This is a genomic window from Patulibacter sp., from assembly GCF_030655195.1.
Lineage (GTDB): Bacteria > Actinomycetota > Thermoleophilia > Solirubrobacterales > Solirubrobacteraceae > Patulibacter.
The window spans coordinates 1-16,792 of sequence record NZ_JAURWA010000092.1 but is presented as its reverse complement, the minus strand read 5'-3'; the positions used below and the strand labels follow the sequence as shown (position 1 = coordinate 16,792).

The window sequence follows — 16,792 nt, the reverse complement described above, 5'->3', positions numbered from 1 at the left end:
TCCGGGAGCGTACCGGTCGTGGCTGAGGCCGCGATCAACGACCGCCAAGGCGCCGGAGCCCGTGGCGCACGGCACCTGCGACGTCCTCCGCGGCCCGGTCCAGGGTCGCTCCGGCCTGCCCGCGGCGGGAGCGGCTGACCTGTCGCCAGCGGACGACCGCCAGGCCGGTGCCGGCCACGCCGCCGACGGCGACGGCGACGGCCGGGCGGACCCAGTTGCGGGGGTCGCGCATCGCGGCGAGCTCCCACGACTCGAGCTCGTCGGCGGCCAGCTCCGACAGGTTCCGCAGCGTGGTCTCGACCCGGGTCCCGAGCCGCTCGGGCGGCTCGACGGGCGCCATCGCCTCGCGGAGCAGCGTCTCGATGTTCAGGGCGGACTTGCTCACGAGGGGAGCCCCTGGGTCGGCGTCTCGGCCACGATGCCCTCGAGCTGCTTGATCGACCGGTGGATCAGCACCTTCGTCGCCCCGTCGGAGCGTCCCATCGCGCGAGCGATCTCGCGGTTGTCCATTCCCAGGGCGAAGCGCATGATCAGGGCCTCACGGCGGTCGTCCGGCAGGTGCTGCACGGCGGCGAGGATGCGTCCCAGCTCGTCGCGGCCCTCCACGAGGTCCTCGGTCGTGTGGGTCGCCCGCAGGATCGTCGTCGAGTCGTCGTCGTCGATCGAGGTCTGCGGGCGGCGCGACCGGTCCCGGAAGAGGTTGGCGGCGAGGTTGTGGGCGATGCGGATCAGCCAGGGCCGCAGGGGCCGCCCGTCCGATTCGCGGAGCGCACGCTCGAAGTGCCGGTAGGCCTGCAGGAACGTCTGCTCGGTCAGGTCCTCCGCGTCGTGGTGGTTGCCGACCCGGTAGTAGGCGAACGAGTAGACGTCGCGGAGGTGGTCCCGGTAGAGCTCGGAGAACCGGTCGTCGAGCTCGGCCTTTTCCACGTCGAGCACTGTACCGCCATGCGGCGGGGTGCCCGTCGTCCGCGACGCGCCCGCCTAGACGGCGTCGGCCTTCCGGTCGGGACGGTCGTCGGCCGCGGGGGCCAGGGTCCGCTGGGGGGCCAGGCCGTCCGGGGCCAGCTCGGGACGCAGCAGCGCGGGATCCACGCCGATGCCGCGCTCGGTGGTGTGCCCGCCAAGGCTGTTCCAGCCGAGCTCGACGCACGGCCAGATGCGCGAGGTCACGGCGGTGGCCAGCTCGCTCGTCGGGTCCTCGACCTGCGGGAAGGTCAGCGGCCGGCCCGCCCGGACGCTCACCTTGTGCGGGCGGATCCGCCACGTCGTGCGGATGTGGCTCGTCCCGTGGACGGTGACCGGGACGACGGGCGCGCCGGTCTCCAGCGCGAGGCGGCCGACGCCGCGCTTGGGACGGCCGATGCCGCCCGGGCGGGTGCGCGTGCCCTCGGGGAAGATGACGACGCAGTCGCCGCGCTCGAGCACCGCGCGGGCGGTGCTCATGGCGTCGCCGTCGGCGTTGCCGCGATCGATCGGGAACGCGCCGAGGCTGTTGAGGAACCAGCGCTGCAGCGGCTTGCGGAAGAGCTCCTTCTTCGCGACGAAGTAGAGCGGGCGGCGCGACATCGCACCGATCACGAAGGGGTCGAGGAAGCTGCGGTGGTTGGCCGCGAAGATGACCGGGCCCGTCGCGGGGATGTGCTCGCGGCCGATGCGCGACAGCCGGAAGTACACGTGGAAGAAGGGCTGGAAGAACGCCCGCACGGTCCAGTAGACGAGCGGGTTGACGCCCTTGCCGACCCGGGCGTGCAGGGCGAGCCGCTGGTCGCGGTCGAGGTCCGGGCGCTCCGCCTTCCCGGCGGCCTCCGGGACGGCGCCTCGCGCGAGCACCGGCACGGTCTCGGGGCGGACTTCGGGGGCAGGTGACTCGCGATCCATCTGCAAGAAGGACCCCGCACGAGGGCCGGGGTTACAGCACCTCTCCGTGCGGCGTCACGTGCCCCGCGGGGCGAAGTCGTCGGCCGCCTCCCGCAGGGCCGTGAGGACGTGGCGGGCGTGCGGGTGGCGCTCCCCGGGCGGCAGCATCGCGTAGATCTGCCGGCGGGGAAGGGGACCGGCGACGGGGCGCATGACGATGTCGGGGTGCTCGTGGACGAGCAGGCTGGGCACGAAGCCGATCCCGAGACCGCGTCGGATCATGCCGTGGGTGCCGACGGGTTCGTGACACAGGGCGACGATGTGCGGCTCGAAGCCCGCCTCGCGGCAGGCGTCGGAGAGGAAGCCCCGCGGGGAGGCCATGATCCAGTCCTCGCCGGCGAGCTCGGCCAGCTCGAGCGTCCCGGTCCGCTCGGCCAGGGGATGCTCGACGGGCAGGCCGACGAGGAACGTCTCCTCGACGAGGTCGACGCGCTCGGCACCCTCGATCTCGCGGCGGGGACGCGCGCGGTCCTGGTACCCGAGAGCGATGTCGAAGTCGCCGCCGAGGAGCCGTGGCTCGAGCGTCTCCGACGTGACCTCGTCGACGAGCACGCGGATGTCGCCGCCGGCGGCGCGCAGCCGCGCGATGCCGGACGCGACGAGCCCGGCCATCGCGGTCGGGAACGACCCCAGACGGACCTGCCCGCGATGGGCGCCGGCGAGGGCGGCGAGCTGCTCGTCGGCCAGGGCCAGGCGCCAGGCGACGTGGTCGGCGTGCTCGAGCAGGACGTCGCCGGCGGGCGTCAGGCGCAGCCCGCGACGGGCCCGGTCGAAGAGCCGCACGCCGATCTCCGTCTCCAGCAACGCGATCTGGCTGGAGACCGACGGCTGCGACCGCGACAGCTGCTCCGCGGCGCGGGAGAACGAGCGCTCGTGGGCGACGACCCGGAAGGTCAGGAGACGGCGCGGATCCATAGGAGAATCCGATGCTAGGGCACATCCTCGTATTGGGAATCTATGTGACCGCACCGCACCATGGAGGCATGAGGACCGCACCGCTCGTCCTGCCCGTGCTGGCAGCCGTCTCACTCGCCGCATGCGGCGGCTCGGAGACCGCCGGCGACCGTGGCGACGCACCGCCTCGCACGACGTCTGCGGCGACCGACGCGTCGCCGATCTCCGGGAGCGACGGCGGGGCGACGGCAGAGGGTCGCCTCGGCGACACGACGCGGAACATCGGGATCACCGTGGACGGGTCCGAGTTCGTGGGTCGGCTGGACGACAACGCGACCGCACGCGGGCTCGCCGCGCTGCTGCCGCAGACCGTGACGATGAGCGACCACGACGGTGCGGAGAAGACGGGCGGGTTGTCCCGGCCGCTCTCCACCGAGGGCGCCCCCGACGGTCACGACCCCCGCGCCGGCGACATCGGCTACTACGCTCCCGGCGGCGACCTCGTCCTCTACTACGACGACGCGGCGCCGTACTTCGACGGCATCGTGCGGATCGGCCGGTTCTCGGGCGACCTCGGGGCGCTCCGTCGCGCCCCGGACGTCCGCGTCCGGGTCGAGCGGCAGCGGGGCGGGCGGTAGACCGATGGGCACGCACGACCACGTCGCACCGACGCCGGGCCCCTCCGCCCCGGACCTCGGGGTCGCACAGGACACGCCGGTCCCGGCCTCCGGGGTCGGGACCCCCGGGGATCGCCTCCCCCTGGCGGCCGTCCTCGTGATGGCCCTCACGGGGTTCCTCCTCATCGCCACCGAGACGATGCCCGCAGGCCTGCTGCCGCAGATCGCCGCGGGGATGGGCACGTCCGAGGGCGTCGCCGGACAGTTCGTCAGCGTCTACGCGCTCGGGACCGTGGTCGCCGCGATCCCCGCCGTGGCCCTGACGCGCGGCATGCGCCGCAAGCCGGTGTTCCTGGTGGCCGTCCTCGGGTTCCTCGTCGCCAACGTCGTGACGGCGGTCTCCGGGGTGCTCGTCCTGTCGCTCGTCGCGCGCTTCGTGGCCGGCGCGTTCTCCGGACTCCTCTGGGGGATGACGGCCGGCTACGCACGGCGCATCACCCCGCCGCGGTTCGCGGGCCGGGCGCTCGCGATCGCCTCGGTGGGCACCCCGGTCGGCCTGGCGATCGGGACGCCGTTCGGCTCGTGGCTGGGCACGACCTTCGACTGGCGCTGGTCCTTCGGGACGCTCGCGGTGCTGACGCTGGCCACCGTGGTGCTCGCGGCCACCCTCGTCCCGGACGCCCCGGGCCAGGAGGCCGGCTCGCAGACCCCGTCCTCCCGGATCGTGCGCATCCCCGGCGTCGCCGTCGTGCTCGCCGTGATCGTCGCGTGGATGCTCGCCCACAACGTCCTCTACACCTACGTCTCCTCGTACCTGGACTCGGGGAGCGTGGACCTGTCGGTCGACCTGGCCCTCGTCGTCTTCGGGGTCGCCGCGCTCGCCGGGATCGCGGTCACGGGGGCGCTGATCGATCGCACCCTGCGTCCGCTCGTGCTCGCGAGCATCCTCGGGTTCGTCGTGGCCGGCGTCGTCTTCGGCCTGGGACGGGGGTCCACGGTCGCCGTCGTCGGCGCCGTCGTCCTCTGGGGGCTCGCGTTCGGGGGTGCCGCGGCGCAGCTGCAGACCGCCATCGGCATCGCCGCCGGGGACGACGCCGACGTCGCCAACTCGATGCTCGGCGTCGCGTTCAACCTCGCCATCTTCGGCGCGGGCGTCCTGGGCGCGGTCGTCGTCGGCGACCTCGGCGGCTCGGCGCTGCCGGTCGCGATGGTCGCCCTCGCCCTCGTGGCGCTGACGGTGGCGGTCCTGGGACGGCGCCGCGCGTTCCCGATGCGCCCCGTGGTCGGGGCATAGGTTGCCCCTGCCGGACGTCCTCGACGGCACGAACCGGCCCGGCCGGAGCCACGCCCTTCCCGCATCACATCCCGACCCCAGGAGACGCACCATGATCATCACCCGCACCACCGTCGACACCCAGAAGGGCCCCGCCGACTGGTTCACCGGCGACGTCTACATCGACGCCGTCGCCGCCCCCGAGGCCACGTCGACCTTCGCCGCCGCGCTCGTGCACTTCACGCCCGGTGCTCGGACCGCATGGCACACCCACCCGCACGGCCAGACGATCTTCGTCACCGAGGGCGTCGGGCTCTGCCGGCGCGAGGGCGGGCCGGTCGAGACGCTCCGCGCCGGCGACCGCGTCTTCTTCGAGCCCGGGGAGAACCACTGGCACGGCGCAGCACCGGGCCGGTTCATGGCGCACGTCGCGCTGCAGCAGAACGACGAGTCCGGCAGCCCGGTCACCTGGGGCCGGCACGTCACCGACGACGAGTACGACGCCACGGGCGAGGGGGCCTGACGCCGGAGCCCGACGCGGTCGCTCCCGGGAGCGGCACGCCCGCCGGAGCCGGGTCGACGGGGGAGCACCCCGTCGCCGTCCGTCCCCGGCGGAAGCCCACGGTCAGATTCGAACTGACGACCTTCGCTTTACAAGAGCGCTGCTCTGGCCAACTGAGCTACGCGGGCGGAGACGCCGCATCGTACTAGCGGGGCGGCGGCCCGCGGGACGGTCGTCGAGGCCCGTGGGCCCGGGCGGACCGGCGCCGCCCCGACCGCCCCGCCCGTGGGGCCGACCTCAGATCGGCGTGCCCCGCGCCGCCCCGGCGCCGTCCCCGACCAGGCACCGCACACCGAGCTGGCGGAGCCCCAGATCGATCGCCACGCCGGTGAGCTCGACCCGTTCCGCCAGGGCCCTCGACGGGAGGCCTCCCGCCCGGAGCGCGGCGGCGAAGCCCGTCGCGTCCCGCGACATCGTGCGGATGCGCGCGAGCACCGCCTCCCGCACCGGCTCCTGGCCCCGCGGGAGGAGCACCCGGTTGAGGCCGCCGGGCAGCGGCCGGAGCGCCGCCCGGACGGCGGAGGCGTAGGCCCGGAGGTCGGCGAGCGATCGGATGGGACCCAGCTCGGCGAGCGGGCGGGCGGCCCGTGCGCAGATGCGGTCGAGCCGGGCCGCGCCCTTCGGGTCCGCGATCACCGCGGTGTCCGTGAAGCAGAACCCGACCGCCCGCCGGAAGCGCAGGCTGACCGTCGCGGGCAGCTGGGCGACGAGGTCGTAGCCGTCCGGGGACACCCGACGCAGGACGGAGGTGAGCCGGTCCGGGTCCGCGCTGACCCGCGCCGCCGCGGTCCGGAAGCGCCGGGCGGCCACGGTCGTCGCCTCCACGAGCCGCCGGTCGGTGGCGGCGAGCCCGCGGGGCGGCGTCTCGCGCCCGACGCGGCGGGCGAGGATCTCGAGGATCCGGGCGTTCCGTGCGAAGTACGCCCGGAGGCTCGAGACGGTCCCCCGCGGTGGGACGACGCCGGCGGCCGACCGGCCCGCGCGCGTGCACGCCTCGGCGACGACGAGCCGGTGGGCCCATGCAGGATCGGCCTCGAGGTCGGCCTGCCAGCGCCCGGCGATGCGCGCGAGGCGCAGGACCCCCTCGCCCCCGCGGTCCACCACGGCGCGATCCCCGTCGATGCGGACGTCCCACGTGTCGGCGTCCGTCCGGTCGCGGTCGGCCGTGATCGGCCGCAGCCGCCAGGGCACCTCGGCGACCGCCACGGAGCAGCCCCGCCGCGCCTCGCTCGTGCTCGAGAGCTCGAGGAGGGCGTCGAGGCGCTCGCGCGTCCCGGCGGTGAGGCGGTCGCAGAGCCTGGGCCCGCGGAGGTCGGGGACGACCGCCGCCGCGGTCACGAGCTCCCGGACCGACGCGACCACCTCGTCGCGGGCCCGGTCGTCGGAGGTGTCGCGGGTCGCGACGTACGCGACGGCCGCGAGGGCGACGACGAGCACCACCACCCCGAGGGCGGCGCGGAGGCGTCGGGACGATGACCGGTCGGACGTTCGGGACCACAGCACCGCGACAGCGTCGCGGACGCGGGCGGGGCGCACAACCGTCCGGACGTTCCGGCTCCTACCCTCCGGACATGGCCGGCGACGCGACCCTCGAACCACGGGCGGACGACGAGCACCCGCTCCAGCGTCTCTGGGGCCGCTCGTCGTCGTTCCGCCCACGGATCGTCCTCGCGGTCGTCTCGACGGTCCTCAACAAGCTCTTCGACATCGCCCCCGAGCTCCTCATCGGCGTGGCGATCGACGTGGTCGTCCGGACGGACGGGTCGTTCGTCGGGCAGGTCTTCGACGTCGCCGACCGCGAGGACCAGCTGCTGATCCTCGGCGGCCTGACCGCGATCGCCTGGGCGCTGGAGAGCGCGAGCGACTACGTGGCCGCCCGGCTCTGGCGCGGGCTCTCGCAGGACCTCCAGCACGACCTGCGCGTCGACGCCTACCGGCACGTCCAGGAGCTGGACACCGCGTGGTTCGAGGACCGCGAGTCCGGTCGCGTGCTGACCGTCCTCAACGACGACGTGAACCAGCTCGAGCGGTTCCTCGACGTCGGGGCCGCCCAGATCATCCTCACGGTCACCAACGTCATCGCCGTCGGCGCGGTCTTCTTCACGATCTCCCCGTCGCTCGCGCTGACGGCGTTCGTCCCGATCCCGGTGATCATCGCCGGCTCGCTGCTGTTCCAGCGACGCCTGGGTCCGCGGTACGAGGCCGTCCGCGAGCGTGCCGGCCGCCTCGGCGGTCTGATCGGCGGCAACCTCGGGGGCATCGCCACGATCAAGGCGTTCGGCGCGGAGGATCGCGAGGCCGCGCGCGTCCGTGCAGCCTCGCTGGACTACGCCGTGGCGAACCGCCGGGCGATCGCCTACAGCTCCGCCTTCGTCCCGCTGATCCGGATGGCGATCCTCGTCGGCTTCATCCTCACGCTCGTCCTGGGCGGGCGGGCCGCGCTGGACGGCACCCTCGAGATCGGCCTGTACTCCGTCCTCGTGTTCATGACCCAGCGCCTCCTCTGGCCGCTGACGCAGCTCGGCGAGACGCTCGACCTCTACCAGCGCGGCGTCGCGTCGATCCGGCGGATCCTCGACCTGCTGGACGTCCCGGTGACCATCCGGCCCGGGACCCGTGAGCTGCACCACCGCGCCGCCGACGGGGTCGCCGTCCCCCTGCCGGTGCGCTTCGCCGACGTGCGGTTCTCCTACGGCGCCCGCCCCGACGCCGCGGTCGACGACGCCGACCGGATCCCGGTCCTCCACGGGCTGCAGCTCGACGTCCCCGCCGGCGAGACCCACGCGATCGTCGGCGCCACCGGCGCGGGCAAGTCGACGGTGGTCAAGCTGCTGCTGCGCCTGTACGACCCGGACTCGGGCGCGCTGACGGTCGGCGGCGTCCCCGCCGCCGAGCTGTCCTTCACCGCGCTCCGCGGGGCCGTCGGGTACGTCGGCCAGGACACGTTCCTCTTCGACGGGACCGTCGCCGAGAACCTGCGCTACGGGGCGCCGGACGCCGACGACGACGCGCTGCGGCGGGCGGCGGAGCTCGCGGAGGCCCACGAGTTCGTCGAGGCCCTCCCCCACGGCTACGACACGCCGGTCGGCGAGCGCGGCGTCAAGCTCTCCGGTGGCCAGCGCCAGCGACTGACGATCGCGCGCGCCCTGGTCCGCGACCCGGCGATCCTCGTCCTCGACGAGGCCACCAGCGCCGTGGACAACGAGACGGAGGCCGCGATCCAGCGATCCCTGCTGCGCGTCGCCCACGACCGGACGACCATCGTGATCGCCCACCGGCTCTCGACGATCCGCCACGCCGACCGCATCCACGTGATGGACGCGGGCGTGGTCGCGGAGGCCGGCACGCACGACGAGCTCGTCGCCCGCGGCGGCCGCTACGCGGCGCTGTGGTCGGTGCAGACCGGCGAGGTCTCCGACGCCCTGCTGGGCCGCCCCTCGCCGGAGCGGTAGTCCGCGGGGCCGCGGGGTCAGACGGGGAGCCAGGCCCCGTCGGCGCTGCGGCCGAGGACGATCTCGTGGGTCCGCTCGCCGTCCGCGACGACGAAGGTGGCCCGGTCGTCGTCGACGCCGGGCTGGTCGTCGACGGAGACGAGGCTGAGGCCGACCGCGGACGGGGCCGCGATCCCGCGGCTCCGCGCGGCTTCGAGCGCCGCGGCACGCATCACGACGGGGTCCCAGCCCTCGTCGGCCGCGTGGGCGGCCGCGAGCGCGGAGTTGGCGGCGCGGATGCGCTCGTCGGTCCCTGCGCGCTGCGACTCGTCGCGGCGGCGGGCGGCCAGGAAGCCGGTGAGGGCGAGCAGCGCGACGACCGCGATGATCACCAGGAGGACCACCCCCACCACCGACACGGCCAGTGGCACGTGGCCGGTCGGGTCGGTGAGGGCGGTGGGCGGCGCGACCGTCATGGCGCGCACTGTAGTGCGCGGGACGCGCCGACGTGGCGCGTCGCCGCTCGCCCCGCGCGGGGCGGGTCCTACGAGACGATGCGGAGCGGCACGCGCTCCCGCTCGCGGAGGAAGTCGCCGATCTTGCGCTTGACGCGCTGGAGGGCGTTGTCCACCCGCTTGGTGTCCGAGCCCAGGCGCTCCGCGATCTCCTCGTACGAGCGGCCGCGCAGGTAGAGCGCGAGCACCCGGGACTCGAGGTCCGAGAGCAGCTCCGGGACGGACGAGACGAGGGCGCGCAGCTCGTCGCGGTCCACCGCGAGGCGGGCCGGGTCGTGCTTCTGCGGGCCGGCGATGACGTCGTGCATCGTGCTCTCGCCCTCCGACGCCCCGGGGGGCGGCGAGGACAGCGACACGGCGTCGTTGAGCAGCTTGGCCTTGTGCCGGTTGTCGGCCTTGATGGCCGTGATCATCCGGCGCGTGATGCAGAGCTCGGCGAAGTTGCGGAAGCTCGACTCCCGGTCCGTGCGGAAATCGCGGATCGCCTCGTACAGGCCCATCAGGCCGTACTGGATGAGGTCGTCGCGATCTCCGCCGGACAGGAAGAAGGAACTGGCCTTCATCCGGACGAATCCCTGGTACCGCTGGATCAAGCGGGTTGTCGATGCTTCATCTCCGCGCTTCGCACGGGCGATGAGAAACCCATCCTCAACCTGACGTTGAGCGTTAGGGCTGGTCTTGAGTTGTGCCACGAGATGCCTTTCCGACCGCCTCCACGCGGTCTTGAAGCCTCGTAACGCGCGCCTCCCACGGCGCTAAGAGCTGACTTGGTGCTGCGATGTTCGTCGTTGACGCCGACCCCGAGGGCCCGGTCTAGACCTGAGGTCGACGGTCACGACGCGGTGAATCTGACAGGGTTATGTCCCGTTGTCAACACGATCTCGCTGATGCAAGATCGCGTACAGGAGCGCGGCGCTCGCAGCCCCCACGTTGAGGCTGTCCAGACGCCCCCGCAGGGGCAGCGCCACGAGTGCGTCGCAGGTCGCCGCGACGCGGGGCCGCAGGCCCGTTCCCTCCGCCCCCATCACGAGCACCATGCCCCCCGTGTAGTCCGGCTGGGTGTAGGGCACGGCGCCCTCCTCGCGGCCGGCCGCGCCGTAGACCCAGGCGTCCGCGGCCTTGGCCTCGGCCAGGGCGTCGGCCAGGTTGCGCGCCTGGACGATCGGCAGGTGCTCCGTGGCGCCCGCGGACGCCTTCACGGCTGCGGGGGTCACCTCGGCGGCGCGGTGGCGGCAGATGATCATCCCCGTCGCGCCCACGCACTCGGCGGTGCGGGCGATCGCTCCGAGGTTCTGGGGGTCCTGCACCTCGTCGAGCGCCACGATCAGCGGCGACGGGACGGCGAGGAGCTCGGCGAGCTCGACGTAGGGGTACGGGTCGACGGCCGCGACGACGCCCTGGTGGTCGGGCGAGCCGCAGAGGGTGGTCAGCGCATCGGTCTCCGCCGTGCGGACGTCCTCGCCCTCGAGCCAGTCCTCGGCCGCGGCGGTGGCCGCCGTCGCCCAGATCGCGCGGACGGGACGCCGGTCGGCGCGCAGGGTCTCGTGGACGGCGTTGCGGCCGTAGAGCAGCTGCCCCTCGAGCGGCATGTCGCGCGGGAGCGGCGGCGCCTCGGCACGGGGCCGGTCGTCGCGGCGCGGGCCGCGGTCGTCGCGGCCGGCGGGACCGCCCTTCGGCGGACGCCCGCCCGGCTTGCCGCCGCGGCCCCGACGGGGCGCCTCGGCTTCACCACGGGCCACCGCGGCGGGCGACGGGATCTTGCCGGCCTTGCGGGCCTTCCAGTAGTCGGGGCCGCGCTGGTCGCCCCACCAGCCGTCGCCCCGCGGATCGGGGGCCCCGGACTCGGGGGGCTTGTTGCCCTTCCGCCCGCCCTCGGCGCGCCGCGCGTCGCGCGCGGCCTTGCCGCCCTTGATGTTCGCCGCGCGGCGGGCGTCGCGCGACTCGGCGCCCGACCCCTTGCCGCCCGGCCGGTCGCCGCGGGATCCCCCGCCGCCCTTCGGCTTTCCAGGTGCCATGGTGGTGCCTACGTTTCGGTTCGTACGAGTTCGGCGCCCGAGGCGCCGTCGCGGACGGTCCAGCCGTCCGCCGCGAGCGCGTCGCGGAGGTCGTCCGCCCGCGCCCAGTCCTTCGCCGCCCGTGCCGCGTCGCGTTCGCGCAGGAGCGCGAGCGCGGCATCGTCCGGGCCACCGTCGTCGGGGCCGTCCAGCACCCCGTCGAGGGCGAGCACGGCCAGCATGGTGCGGAGGTCGGCGTCGCCGACCCGCTCGCCCGCCGCGGTGCGGCGGTTCGCCTCGCGCACCCACGACCACAGGTGGCCGAGCGCGCGGGCGGTGTTGAAGTCGTCGGCCAGGGCGGCGAAGAACGCCTCGAGCTCCCCGGCCAGGTCCTCGGGCGACGGCCCGTCGACGAGCAGCCGGCCCGCCTCGCGGATCCGCCGGACCCCGGCGCGGGCCTGCTCGATCGAGTCGTCGGCCCAGTTCAGCGGCTGCCGGTAGTGCGACGACGCGAAGAGCAGCACGAGCGCGTCGCGTCCGATGTCGTCGAGCGCCTCGACGAGCGGCGTGATGTTGCCGACCGACTTGGACATCTTCGCGCCGCGCAGCTCGATCATGCCCGTGTGCATCCAGAGCTGCGCGAGCTCGTGGTCGCGGGCGCAGCGGGTCTGCGCGGCCTCGTTCTCGTGGTGCGGGAAGACCAGGTCGTTGCCGCCGCCGTGGATCTCGAAGCCGACCCCGAGGGCCTCCTCCGCCATCGCGGAGCACTCGATGTGCCAGCCGGGCCGGCCGCGTCCCCACGGGCTGTCCCAGGCGACGTCCTCGCCGGGCTTGGTCGCCTTCCAGAGGGCGAAGTCCAGGGCGTCCTGCTTGAGGGCCAGACCGACCGGGTCGTCCCCCTCCCCCTGGTCCATCATGTCGACGTCCCTGCGGGACAGCGAGCCGTAGCGCGCGTCGGCGCGGACGCGGAAGTAGACGTCGCCCTCCGCCTCGTAGGCGGCGTCGCGCTCGACGAGGTCGGCGATCAGGGCGATGATGCCGGGCATCGAGGTCGTCGCCAGCGGCTCGGCGTCCGGCCGGCCCAGACCGAGCCGGTCGGTGTCGGCCCGGTAGTGGGCCCCCATCTCCTCGGCCAGCGTCGTCGAGGGGACCCCCGTCCGCACGGCGGCGGCGTAGATCTTGTCGTTGACGTCCGTCAGGTTCGAGACGAGCGTGACGTCGTACCCCTCGTGCTGCAGGAACCGCTTGAGGAGCGCGAAGGTGACGAACGGCCGGGCGTTGCCGACGTGGATCCGGTTGTAGACCGTCGGGCCGCACGCGTAGATCCCGACCTCGCCGGGCACGCGCGGCGTCAGCTCACGGAGCTCCCCCGCTGCGGTGTCGTGGATCCGGATCGTGCGCACGACGGATCAGGGTATCGCGGCCCGGGGGCCGCACCCGGGGCCCCTCTCGCGCGGCCACGGGTTCGATCCCCGCGTCACCCGTCCGTCCGGCCGGCTCCGCCCGCCACGGGAGGGCCCGGGCGAGCGGCGGGCGGTCCGCCGGCCGGGCGGGGCCGCCGTCCGTGCCGTCGATGCCGCGGCCACGGAACGACGACGGCCGCCCCGGAGGGCGGCCGTCGAGGACGCGGTGCGCGCCGGCCGACGGCCGGCGCGCGCGGGGCAGGCTAGGAGCCGGAGACGCCCTCGCCGGTCTTGATGGCGACGTCGTCGTGCAGGCCGACCTCGCCCGACGGGGTCTTGCCCGCCTGGTACGGGTAGGGCGACTGCTTCGTCTCGCCCTCCTCGAGGTACTCGTCCTCGGCGTTGACCTCCCAGAGGTCGTGCTGCTCGCCGTAGAGGTTGTCCACCGCGCGCATCGAGGTGAGCATGGAGTGGTCCGAGTTGTTGTAGCGGTGCAGCCCGTTGCGGCCGACCTGCTGCAGGTTCTCGATCGAGGAGACCCAGCGCTTGATGGTCTGCACGTTCTCGGCGTAGCCGTCCACGTAGTCCGGGTAGGCCTTCGGGACGCGCACGACGTAGCCCTTGACGACCTGCCCGGGCTTCGAGAGCCCGATCTCCTGGAGCTCCTTCGTCGCGAGCGCGACGAGGTCCTCGTCGGACGACGTCCAGAGGTCGTCCCCCTCGAAGCAGAAGTACTCCATGCCGACGCAGGCCTTGGTCTCGTCCGGGACCATCCAGGGGCTCCACGAGCGGAAGTTCTGGACGCGACCGACGATGACGCCCGGCTCGTGGATGTAGATCCAGTTGTCCGGGAACGGATCCTCGCCCTCGAGGATCAGCGACACCGTGAGGAAGTCGCGGTAGCGCAGGCCCTCGGCCGCGGCGCGGACATCGTCGGGTGCGCCCTCGGTCATCCGCAGCAGGTTGCGCAGCGGCAGGGACGAGACGACGTTGCCGAAGTCGGTGATGGTCTCGCCGTTCACCGTGATCTCGGTGATGCGGCCGTCCTGCACCTTCATCCGCTCGATCGGGGACTCCATCTCGATGGAGCCACCGCGCTCCTCGATGGCGTTGGTCATCTTCTCCCACATCTGCCCCGGGCCGTAGCGGGGGTAGTCGAACTCCGTGATCAGCGTCTTGATGTCGCCGGTCTTGGAGGGGAAGAAGGCGTCCTTGGCCGCCGTCATGAAGGACAGGCCCTTGATGCGCTGGGCGGCCCAGTCGGCGGTCATCTCGCTCGCGGGACGACCCCAGACCTTCTCGGTGTAGGTCTTGAAGAAGTGCTCGTAGAGCCGCTTGCCGAAGCGGGCGGAGACCCACTCCTCGAGCGAGGCCTCGGGCTTGCGGCGGAACGGCTTCTTGGCCAGCGCCCACATGTACGACAGGCCCGAGCGCGTCAGCTCGACCGGGCCGAGCTTCTTGATGACGTCCATGCCGTTGAGCGGGTAGTCCAGGAACTTGCCGTTCCAGAAGATGCGCGACATGCGAGGACGACGGAGGAACTCGTCGCCCATGATCTCGTACCAGAGGTCCTCGACCTCGCGGACCTTGGTGAAGAAGCGGTGGCCGCCGAGGTCGAAGCGGTAGCCGTCGCGCACGACGGTCATCGCGATGCCACCGACCTGGTCGGCCGCCTCGTAGACGACGACGTCCGCATCGCGCTTCGCGAGCAGGTAGCCGGCCGTGAGGCCTGCGGGCCCGCCGCCGATCACCATGGTGCGCCCCTCGGGCGCGGTGTGGGTGCTCGAAGGCGTTGTGGGGCCGTCGTTCATCCTGACTCCTACGGTCGTGCTGCGTGCAGCATGGTCAAGGACCAGTACCCGCGACCTGGGAAAAGGTCACGGCCGAACCTCGAAGAGTACGCCAAAGACGCCCTGCGCCGGACCGATCACGGGTCGGCGCCCCACCATGCGCAGTCGCGGGTCCGCCTGCAGCAGGGCGCGCCAGGCCTTCGTGTTGTCCGCGACGAGCTTCGTCCAGGGACCCGACCAGTTGCCGCGGGAGATCACCGGCAGCACCAGCAGGATCGACGAGCCGGGCCGCTGCGCGCGGATCAGCCGATCGGCCACGACCCACGGCTCGGCGGCCTTCATGCGGTCCAGGCCGCGGCGCCAGTCGAAGATCCGGACGTCCTGCTGTCGGCCGAGCGCGGTGGCGTAGCGGACGCCGTCGGCGACGCCGCGGTGGTCGAGCCCGTAGGCGATCACCGGCAGCTGCTCGGGGTGGACCGAGACGACGAGGTCGCCCCGGCGCAGCTCCGGCGCCGTCGCCTTGACCATGGCCTCCGGCGTGGCCTTGTCGCGCAGCCGGGCGCCCTGGGTGCTCGTGCCCCACAGGGCGACCAGCAGCAGCAGCACGACGAGCGGCGCACGCCCGGTGCGGGTCAGCAGGATGCCGCCCAGCAGCACGACCGGGCCGACCGCGACGCCCATGTAGCGGTTGGCCCAGGCGGGACTGACCAGCGACGCGAACCACGCGAAGAGCATCGTCGAGACGAGCATCACGACGAGGACCAGCGCGTGCTGGCGCAGGACGCGGGCCTCGGCCTGCGGGGCGATGTTCGGTCCGGCGACGCGCCCCTTCGCGGAGCCGGCGATGACCGTCGCGCCGAAGACGGCGGAGCAGAGGATCACGACGGCCGGGATCTGCGGCTGGACGACGGAGCCCACGGCCTCCAGGAGCATCGTGAAGGTCGGCTTGAGCGACCACGGCGCCCCGGTCTCGCTGGCCTGCTTGGCCAGGATCGGGATCCACGGCGCCCACGCGACGGCCGCCGCGAGGTGCACGACGAAGCCGATCTTCACGACCCGCAGGCGCCCGGCGCGGTCGGGCTGCATCAGGGCCCGGGCGCCGACGGCGAGGACGCTGCCGCCGACGAGGAAGACGCCCCAGGTGTGGGTGTAGAGCAGGACGATCAGGACGGCGGCGAGCGCGACCTGGACCCGACGCGCCCCGACGTCGAAGAGGCGCAGGTGCAGGCCCGCCACGACGACGGACAGGAACGCCACCATCGAGTACATCCGGGTCTCCTGCCCGAAGTACGTCAGGTACGGCAGGGTCGCGGCCAGCGCGGTGGCCCCGAGCGCCACACCGGTCCCCAGCGGTCGCCGCGCCAGCAGGAAGACGCCGGGGACCGCGGCGAGCGCGAACACCGTCGAGAGCGAGTGGGCGGCCGCGACGGAGTCCCCGAAGAGCCGGAGCCAGCCGTGCAGCAGCAGGTAGTAGACGGGCGGGTTGCCGTCGAGGCGCAGGGCGGCGGGGATATCGGCGAAGGGGAAGTGCGCGACGCCGACGCTGATGCCCTCGTCGATCCAGAACGGGGCGTCGATGTTGCGCGTGCGCAGGTACGCCGACCACAGGAGCAGCAGGAGGACGGTGAACGGCGCGCCCCGGCCCACGAACCACGCGGCGCTGCGACGCAGCCCGGTGACCGCGGGGGCCGCGCCGGGCAGACCGGCCGGGCGCCCGGGGGCGGGCGTGGTGTCCGTGGTGCTCATCGGGTCCTTCCGGGCGTCGCGGGACAGTCCGCCGCCTCGATCTGCCAGTACGGGGTGCGGGCGAGGACGGGCAGCGACGGCACGCGGCCGACGCTCGGACGCAGGATGTCGCCCTCCTGCAGGCGCAGGCGCAGCACCACGGGGGTGCGGGCGAACTTCGCGTCCTTGACGTCGACGGCGTGCTCGTCGAGCGCCCAGGCCACCTGCGGCACCATGAGGTTCAGGGTGCTGACCGCGCCGCAGCCCTTCAGGCGCTCGGCGCCACCGGCGGACGCGATCGCGTCGTCGAGGCCGTGGACGAGGCGGCCCTCGTAGAGCACGCTGTCGACCTGCTCGGGCAGCTCGCTGACGGCGGCGAAGCCGATGCCGCCGACGGCGACGACGAGGAGGCCCGTCCGCGCCGGGGCCGGGAGCCGGCGCAGCACGAGTCCGGCGGCCGTGCCGGCGGCGACGATCAGGAGCGCGGCCGGCTGGATGAGGTACCGCTCGTTCCCGGAGTACCCGCGCTCGGTCATGATCGCGACGAGGACGAGCCAGGCGACGCCGAAGAGCAGCAGACCGGCGACCACGGCCCAGGGGTCGCGGACCGCCGCCGGGCGCGCCTCGACCGACCCGGCGCCGGGCGCGGTCGCCCCGGCGCGGACGGGCCT

Annotated in this window: 16 protein-coding genes and 1 tRNA gene; 4 read left to right on the top strand and 13 right to left on the bottom strand. The window is 73.7% G+C overall.

The window, feature by feature from the left end:
- Positions 1-34 precede the first annotated feature (34 nt).
- The 4 genes from Q7T67_RS09630 to Q7T67_RS09615 all read right to left on the bottom strand — a co-directional run bounded on the left by Q7T67_RS09630 (position 35) and on the right by Q7T67_RS09615 (position 2,832).
- On the bottom strand, positions 35-385 hold the full coding sequence (locus tag Q7T67_RS09630) for a hypothetical protein (RefSeq protein WP_304788473.1): 351 nt from the start codon (positions 383-385) through the stop codon (positions 35-37).
- Positions 382-927 (bottom strand): RNA polymerase sigma factor, encoded by a 546-nt coding sequence (locus Q7T67_RS09625; protein WP_304788471.1) that lies wholly within the window; start codon positions 925-927, stop codon positions 382-384. The genes Q7T67_RS09630 and Q7T67_RS09625 overlap by 4 nt, the downstream gene beginning before the upstream one ends.
- 54 nt (positions 928-981) lie before the next feature.
- Positions 982-1,830: a 1-acyl-sn-glycerol-3-phosphate acyltransferase gene (locus tag Q7T67_RS09620; RefSeq protein WP_304788469.1), complete on the bottom strand. Its 849-nt coding sequence runs from the start codon at positions 1,828-1,830 to the stop codon at positions 982-984.
- A gap of 102 nt (positions 1,831-1,932) precedes the next feature.
- The gene (locus tag Q7T67_RS09615; RefSeq protein WP_304788467.1) at positions 1,933-2,832 is read right to left on the bottom strand and encodes a LysR family transcriptional regulator; all 900 of its coding nucleotides are present in this window, start codon (positions 2,830-2,832) and stop codon (positions 1,933-1,935) included.
- A 68-nt stretch (positions 2,833-2,900) separates the two neighbouring features.
- On the opposite strand from Q7T67_RS09615, the gene Q7T67_RS09610 reads away from it, so the two are divergent.
- The 3 genes from Q7T67_RS09610 (at position 2,901) to Q7T67_RS09600 (ending at position 5,224) form a co-directional block, all read left to right on the top strand.
- Positions 2,901-3,449, top strand: coding sequence for a cyclophilin-like fold protein (locus Q7T67_RS09610; protein WP_304788465.1), 549 nt, complete (start codon positions 2,901-2,903; stop codon positions 3,447-3,449).
- Between the two features lie 4 nt (positions 3,450-3,453).
- Entirely contained in the window at positions 3,454-4,722 is a 1,269-nt protein-coding gene (locus Q7T67_RS09605) for an MFS transporter (RefSeq protein WP_304788463.1), read from the top strand.
- Positions 4,723-4,813: 91 nt separating this feature from the next.
- On the top strand, positions 4,814-5,224 hold the full coding sequence (locus Q7T67_RS09600; protein ID WP_304788461.1) for a cupin domain-containing protein: 411 nt from the start codon (positions 4,814-4,816) through the stop codon (positions 5,222-5,224).
- A 93-nt stretch (positions 5,225-5,317) separates the two neighbouring features.
- Here the strand turns inward: Q7T67_RS09600 and Q7T67_RS09595 are convergent.
- Both Q7T67_RS09595 and Q7T67_RS09590 read right to left on the bottom strand, forming a co-directional pair.
- A tRNA-Thr gene (locus Q7T67_RS09595) sits at positions 5,318-5,391 on the bottom strand.
- 109 nt (positions 5,392-5,500) lie between these two features.
- Positions 5,501-6,703: a hypothetical protein gene (locus Q7T67_RS09590; protein WP_304788459.1), complete on the bottom strand. Its 1,203-nt coding sequence runs from the start codon at positions 6,701-6,703 to the stop codon at positions 5,501-5,503.
- Positions 6,704-6,834: 131 nt separating this feature from the next.
- Here Q7T67_RS09590 and Q7T67_RS09585 point away from each other — a divergent pair, with 131 nt between their 5' ends.
- Positions 6,835-8,715, top strand: coding sequence for an ABC transporter ATP-binding protein (locus Q7T67_RS09585; RefSeq protein WP_304788457.1), 1,881 nt, complete (start codon positions 6,835-6,837; stop codon positions 8,713-8,715).
- 17 nt (positions 8,716-8,732) lie between these two features.
- Here Q7T67_RS09585 and Q7T67_RS09580 read toward each other — a convergent pair whose 3' ends face one another.
- From Q7T67_RS09580 to Q7T67_RS09550, 7 genes are all read right to left on the bottom strand, one after another.
- Entirely contained in the window at positions 8,733-9,170 is a 438-nt protein-coding gene (locus Q7T67_RS09580; RefSeq protein ID WP_304788455.1) for a hypothetical protein, read from the bottom strand.
- 68 nt (positions 9,171-9,238) lie between these two features.
- The gene (gene sigH, locus Q7T67_RS09575) at positions 9,239-9,901 is read right to left on the bottom strand and encodes an RNA polymerase sporulation sigma factor SigH (protein WP_304788453.1); all 663 of its coding nucleotides are present in this window, start codon (positions 9,899-9,901) and stop codon (positions 9,239-9,241) included.
- A 165-nt stretch (positions 9,902-10,066) separates the two neighbouring features.
- Positions 10,067-11,224, bottom strand: coding sequence for a 23S rRNA (guanosine(2251)-2'-O)-methyltransferase RlmB (gene rlmB, locus Q7T67_RS09570; RefSeq protein ID WP_304788450.1), 1,158 nt, complete (start codon positions 11,222-11,224; stop codon positions 10,067-10,069).
- 8 nt (positions 11,225-11,232) lie between these two features.
- Positions 11,233-12,606 (bottom strand): cysteine--tRNA ligase, encoded by a 1,374-nt coding sequence (gene cysS, locus Q7T67_RS09565; RefSeq protein ID WP_304788448.1) that lies wholly within the window; start codon positions 12,604-12,606, stop codon positions 11,233-11,235.
- A 263-nt stretch (positions 12,607-12,869) separates the two neighbouring features.
- Positions 12,870-14,417, bottom strand: coding sequence for an NAD(P)/FAD-dependent oxidoreductase (locus Q7T67_RS09560; RefSeq protein ID WP_304788446.1), 1,548 nt, complete (start codon positions 14,415-14,417; stop codon positions 12,870-12,872).
- A gap of 66 nt (positions 14,418-14,483) precedes the next feature.
- Positions 14,484-16,142 carry a glycosyltransferase family 39 protein gene (locus Q7T67_RS09555; protein WP_304788444.1) on the bottom strand — a complete coding sequence of 553 codons (1,659 nt, stop codon included), beginning with the start codon at positions 16,140-16,142 and terminating at the stop codon, positions 14,484-14,486.
- Positions 16,139-16,792: hypothetical protein (locus Q7T67_RS09550; RefSeq protein ID WP_304788442.1), on the bottom strand; the 654-nt coding region annotated here is incomplete at its 5' end. The genes Q7T67_RS09550 and Q7T67_RS09555, both read right to left, overlap by 4 nt.